At 75.9% G+C, this 5,255-nt stretch carries 5 protein-coding genes; 2 read left to right on the top strand and 3 right to left on the bottom strand.

The window, feature by feature from the left end; genetic code table 11:
- Nucleotides 1-100 precede the first annotated feature (100 nt).
- Entirely contained in the window at nucleotides 101-1,318 is a 1,218-nt protein-coding gene (locus J1M40_RS02365) for a glycosyltransferase family 1 protein (RefSeq protein WP_070709353.1), read from the bottom strand.
- Nucleotides 1,319-1,478: 160 nt separating this feature from the next.
- Here J1M40_RS02365 and J1M40_RS02360 point away from each other — a divergent pair, with 160 nt between their 5' ends.
- Complete coding sequence (locus tag J1M40_RS02360; protein ID WP_233263244.1) at nucleotides 1,479-2,843, top strand: DUF6350 family protein; 1,365 nt, start codon at nucleotides 1,479-1,481, stop codon at nucleotides 2,841-2,843.
- Between the two features lie 10 nt (nucleotides 2,844-2,853).
- Here the strand turns inward: J1M40_RS02360 and J1M40_RS02355 are convergent, their stop codons facing one another.
- Nucleotides 2,854-3,228 (bottom strand): hypothetical protein, encoded by a 375-nt coding sequence (locus J1M40_RS02355; protein ID WP_342345144.1) that lies wholly within the window; start codon nucleotides 3,226-3,228, stop codon nucleotides 2,854-2,856.
- Between the two features lie 78 nt (nucleotides 3,229-3,306).
- On the opposite strand from J1M40_RS02355, the gene purN reads away from it, so the two are divergent.
- Nucleotides 3,307-3,870 (top strand): phosphoribosylglycinamide formyltransferase, encoded by a 564-nt coding sequence (gene purN / locus J1M40_RS02350; RefSeq protein WP_020621609.1) that lies wholly within the window; start codon nucleotides 3,307-3,309, stop codon nucleotides 3,868-3,870.
- Here purN and J1M40_RS02345 read toward each other — a convergent pair.
- Nucleotides 3,857-5,255, bottom strand: a 1,399-nt coding sequence (locus tag J1M40_RS02345; protein ID WP_342356874.1) for an MFS transporter, incomplete at its 5' end; no start/stop codon positions are given. The two genes, purN and J1M40_RS02345, sit on opposite strands and share 14 nt — an antisense overlap.

The following is a 5,255-nucleotide window of genomic DNA, read 5'->3' as shown; positions in this document are numbered from 1 at the left end:
GGGCGGGGGTGCGGGGTGGCGTCCATGCCCGCCACCCTAGCCACGACTCCGGACGCGAGACCCGGGCCGCCTGGCGCCCGCCCGGTGTCCGTCCCGGGGTTCAGCCGAACACGCGCGCGGCCAGCAGCGACGGCGCCGTCAGCAGCCGGCGGGCCAGCTCCACGCGGCGGCGCTCCTGCACCGCGATCGCCTTCTCGTAGTAGCCCACGAGCTGCTCGCACAGCACCGGCCAGGTCCGGCCCTGCACCGACGCCCACGCCGCGTCGGCGAACGCGGCCCGCTTGACGTCGTCGTACACGAGGTCCGCGACGTGGCGGCGCAGCTCGTCCAGCTCGCCGGGCGGGTAGAGCCAGCCGGTGCGGGAGGCGTCCACGATGTCGAGGGGGCCGCCGCGGCCGACGGCGACGACGGGCACGCCCGAGGCCATCGCCTCCTGCAGCGTCTGGCCGAAGGTGTCGGACTCGCCGGGGTGCACGAACAGGTCCAGGCTGGCCACGTGGCGCGCGAGGTCCTCGCCCCCCTGGAAGCCGGCGAAGTGCGCGCCGGGCAGCTCCCGCTCGAGCTGTTCGCGCAGCGGCCCGGAGCCGATGACCACGAGGCGGGTGCCCGGCAGGTCCGAGAGCACCCGCAGGTCCCCGACCTGCTTCTCGTGCGCCAGCCGCCCCACGAAGCCCACGAGCTTCTCGCCGTTCGGGGCGAGCTCGGCGCGCAGCGCCTCGTCCCGCTTGGCGGGATGGAATCGGCGGGAGTCGACGCCGCGGCCCCACAGGTGCACGCGTCGCACCCCCTGGCGGTGCAGCTGCCGGACGGTGAACGACGACGGCGCGAGCGTCAGCGTGGCCATGTTGTGCAGGCGCGCCACGTGGCTCCACAGGACGTCCTCCAGCCACGGGGCGCCGTACCGGGCCGCGTAGCCGGGGACCTCGGTCTGGTAGACGGCCACGGAGGGGATGCCGAGCTCCTCGGCCGCCTGCACCGCGCGCCAGCCCAGCACGAAGGGGGAGGCGATGTGCACCACGTCCGGGGCGAAGTCGGCGAGCATGCCGCGCAGCCGGCCCACCGTGCCGGCGGCCACCCGCACAGAGGCGTACCCGCTCAGGGGCACGGAGGGCAGGGTGCGCACGGGGAAGCCCTCGACCTCGCGGGGGGCCTCACCGGCGCCCGCGCGTTGGGTCCACCCGGCGGACCACGAGGCAGCCGGGGCGATCACCATCGCCTCGTCGCCCCGCTCCCGCAGGTGGCGCAGCACCTGGAGGATGGAGTTGGTGACCCCGTTCATATGGGGCAGGAACGATTCGGCGACCACGACGACACGCACGTGGCCGACGCTAAGGACCCCGGACCACGGCCGGGGCACCCGCCGACGACGGCCCGGTGACCCCGCGATGAACTCTCGGGTCCGGTGACGGTCGTCGCACCGGCCCGCGCGGCCCGCCCCCGTCCAGGCGCCGCCCGGAGTCGGGTGGCACCATGGACGGGTGAGTTCCCGCCCCGCTGCGCCCCGTCTGCTGCGCCCCGTCCCCCTGCCGCTGTGGCTGCAGGGGGTGGTCGAGGCGCTCGTCACGGCGATGATCAGCCTGCTCGCGGTCATGGTCCCCACCCTCGCGGTGTGGGCCACCGGCGGGTTCGAGCGGCCGACCATCGAAGGCGCCGTCCAGGTGGGCGGCGTCCTGTGGCTGGCCCTGCACGCGGTGCCCGTCACCGTGACCACGGCCATGCCCACCGCGCCGGACCACCTCATCACCGGCACGGCGTGGCTCGTGCCGTGGGGCCTGACCCTGCTCCCGCTCGCGCTGTCCTGGCGGGCCGGCCGGCGCCTGGCCCGCGCGTCCTACCGGGACCAGGCGTGGCAGGCCTTCGTGGGCGCGGTGGGGGCCTACGCCCTGGTGGGGCTGGCCGTCGCGTTCCTGCCCGGCACGGACGAGCTGACGGCCCACCCCGCCCCGGCGGCGCTGCTGCCCGCCCTGCTCTTCGGCGTCGCCGCCCTCGCGGGGGCGCGGCGCGAGGCCGGCACCTGGGCGCACCTGATCGGCCTGGACCTCACGGAGCGGATCTCGCGGCGCTCGCAGTACGAACGCTGGGCCGGTTCGTACGCCTGGTCCGTGGTGCGCGCCGCGGTCCTCGCCGTGCTCGCCCTGACGGGCCTGAACGCGCTGCTCGTGGCGGGGCGGCTGGCCGTCGAGTGGACCGCCGTCGTCACCGTGGCCGAGGCGATCGGGGGCGGTCCGCTGGGCGGCCTGCTCCTGGCGCTGCTGCAGATCGGCTGGCTGCCCACGTTCACCGCGTGGTCGATCGCGTGGACGGCGGGCCCGGGGTTCTCCGTGGGCGCGGACAGCCTCTACTCCGTGTTCGGCGCGACGCCGGCCACCGCGCCCGCCCTCCCGGCGCTGGGTGCGCTGCCCGGGACGTGGTCGCCGTGGCAGCTGCTCCTGCTGGCCGTGCCGATCGGCGCCGGCGCCGTGGCCGGCGTGTGGCTGCTGCGGGAGGGGGAGAACCACCTCGACGACTGGCTGCACACCCGCCACGGCAGCCGCGCGGTGTCCTTGACACTGTCCACGCTGGCCCTGGCCGTGCTCACCGGACTGCTCACGGGGCTGCTGCTGCTCGTGCCGCTGGCCCTCACCTCCGGGACGCTCGGGCTCGGCGCGCTGACGGACATCGGCTCCCACGTCTGGGCGGTGTGCGCCGCCGTCGCCGGGTGGGTCGCGCTGGGCTGCGCGGCCGGCTACCTCACGGCCCTGGCCGTGGCCGGGCACCGGGACGGGACGACGACGGTGCCGCGGTCCGGCGACCGCGCCTCGGGCCTGCGCGACCGGCCGTCCCCGCGCCGGGCGCGGGACTGACGCCCGCGGCTCAGGGCCGCAGCTGGGGCACCCCCGTGCGCTCCTCCACCTGACGGGTGAACTCGTCCGCGCACGCCTGCTGCGCCCGCACGGTGAGCGCGGAGGCGCCGCACTGCTCGAGCTGGACCGTCGCGTCCCACGCGAGCAGCGGCAGCGCCGCCGTCGTCATGCCCATCAGCGCCATCGCCATGCCGGCGGACGCCACCGCGCGGGGCAGCCCCGAGCGCTCGGCGCCGCGGCTCGTGACCCACACGCGCACGCCGAGCACGAGGGCGACCAGCCCCAGCGCGAGGGCGATCAGCTTCCACGGCAGCACGAGGGAGAAGGAGAGCACCATCCCCAGCAGCGCCACGGACTGCCACAGCAGGGCACGGCCGGTGCGCACGCGGCCGGGATCCGGGGCGCCCTGCGGCGGGCGGGGCGGGGAGGAGGGAACGACACCCCCTCACCCTACGATGGGCGCATGCGCATCGTTGCCCTCGTCTCCGGTTCCGGCACCAACCTGCAGGCCGTCCTCGACGCCGTCGCCTCCGGCGCCCTGGACGTGGAGATCGCCGCGGTGGGCGCCGACGTCGCCGACGCCGGCGGCCTGGAGCGTGCCCGCGCCCACGGGATCGAGACGTTCGTGGTGTCCCCGAAGGACCACGCGGACCGGCGCGCGTGGGACGAGGCGCTCGCGGACGCCGTCGTCGCCTACGCGCCGGACTGGGTGGTGTGCTCCGGGTTCATGCGGATCCTGGGCGCCCCGCTGCTCGAGCGGTTCGAGGGCCGCATCCTCAACACCCACCCGGCCCTGCTGCCCTCCTTCCCGGGGGCCCACGGCGTCCGGGACGCGCTGGCGCACGGGGTGAAGGTCACCGGCTGCACCGTGCACGTGGTGGACGCGGGCGTGGACACCGGCCCGATCCTCGCGCAGGCCGCGGTGCCCGTGCTGGACACGGACACCGAGGCCGAGCTGCACGAGCGCATCAAGGTCCAGGAGCGGGCCCTGCTGCTGCGCGTGCTCGGCGAGCTCAGTCGGCGCTGACCTCGAGGGTGCGGCCGCGGGTCTCCGGGGCCAGCGCCAGCATCGCCGCGCAGGCCAGGACCACGAGCCCGCCGGTGACGGCGAACGCCCCCGGCAGCCCGAGGGCGGGGACCAGCGTGCCCACGAAGAGCAGCGGGCCCAGGCCCGCGCCCACCCGCGAGGCCGCCGACGCCCAGCCGAAGCCGGAGGCGCGCAGCGTCGTCGGGTACAGCTCGGAGACGTACGTGTAGAGCACCGGGATCGCGACCTGCACCACGAAGCCGAACGTCAGCACGAGCGGCAGCACCGCGGCGGGCACGTCCAGCACGCTCGCCAGCCAGACGGTCAGGGCGCTCGCGACGACGGCGCTGACGGCCAGCAGCCAGCGGCGGCCGGTGACCTCGATCAGCACGGTGGCCACGACCACGCCGAGCAGGCCGGCCGCGGCCATGCCGGAGGTCATGATGAAGGCGCGGCCCTCCGCGTAGCCGGCGTCGATGAGGAACGTCGGCAGCCACTGCAGCGCGATGTAGTAGACGAGCATGATGGCCACGAACAGGGCCCAGGCGACCGCGGTGATCCGCGGGGAGAACCGCCAGACCGCGGCGAGCTGTGCGCCGACGCCGCCGGAGCGGGCCGGCTCGGCCGGGGGCATCGCGTAGGGCCGGCGGGGTGCGCCGGTGGCCGCCACCATGCGGTCGATGACGGCGCGGGCCTGCGCCTCGCGGCCCCGGCTCATCAGGAACAGCGGGGACTCGGGGATGCCCAGGCGCACGACGAACACGAGCAGGGCCGGCAGGACCATGGCCAGCAGGGGCAGGCGCCAGTCGCCCCACGTGCCCACGAGCCAGGCGGAGACGAGGCCGCACAGCGCGGCGCCGACGGGCCACCAGCCGTCCATCGCGGCCAGGACGCGGCCGCGCAGCCGGCGCGGGGTGAACTCGCCCACGAGCGCGTAGTCCACGGGGATCGTGCCGCCCAGGCCCATGCCGGCCACGAAGCGGAACAGCGCGAACCACAGCAGGGAGTCCGTCAGCGCGCCCGCGATCGTGAACACGGAGAAGATCGCGAGCGTCCACGCGAACGCCGCCTTGCGGCCGATGCGGTCCGCGATGGTGCCCCACAGGAACGCGCCCACGGCCATGCCGATGAGGTTGGCGGTGCCGATCCACGCGGCGTCCGCCTTGTCCAGGGCCCACTCCTCGCGCAGCAGCGGGATCATCACGCCGTTGAGCGTGACGTCCCATGCGTCGAACATGAAGCCCAGGCCGCCGATCAGGAAGATGCGGCCCTGGACGGACCAGCGCCACGGCAGCTCCTGGACGACCGCCTCGCCGGTGGGCAGGGCGGCGTCGGGGGCGACGACGTCGGGCCCGGGTCCGGGGTGCGCGCCGTCGGCGCTGGGG

The organism is Micrococcus sp. KRD026 (genome assembly GCF_017168445.1).
In the GTDB taxonomy this organism is placed as follows: domain Bacteria; phylum Actinomycetota; class Actinomycetes; order Actinomycetales; family Micrococcaceae; genus Micrococcus; species Micrococcus luteus.
This window is presented reverse-complemented; position numbering and strand designations above follow the sequence as displayed.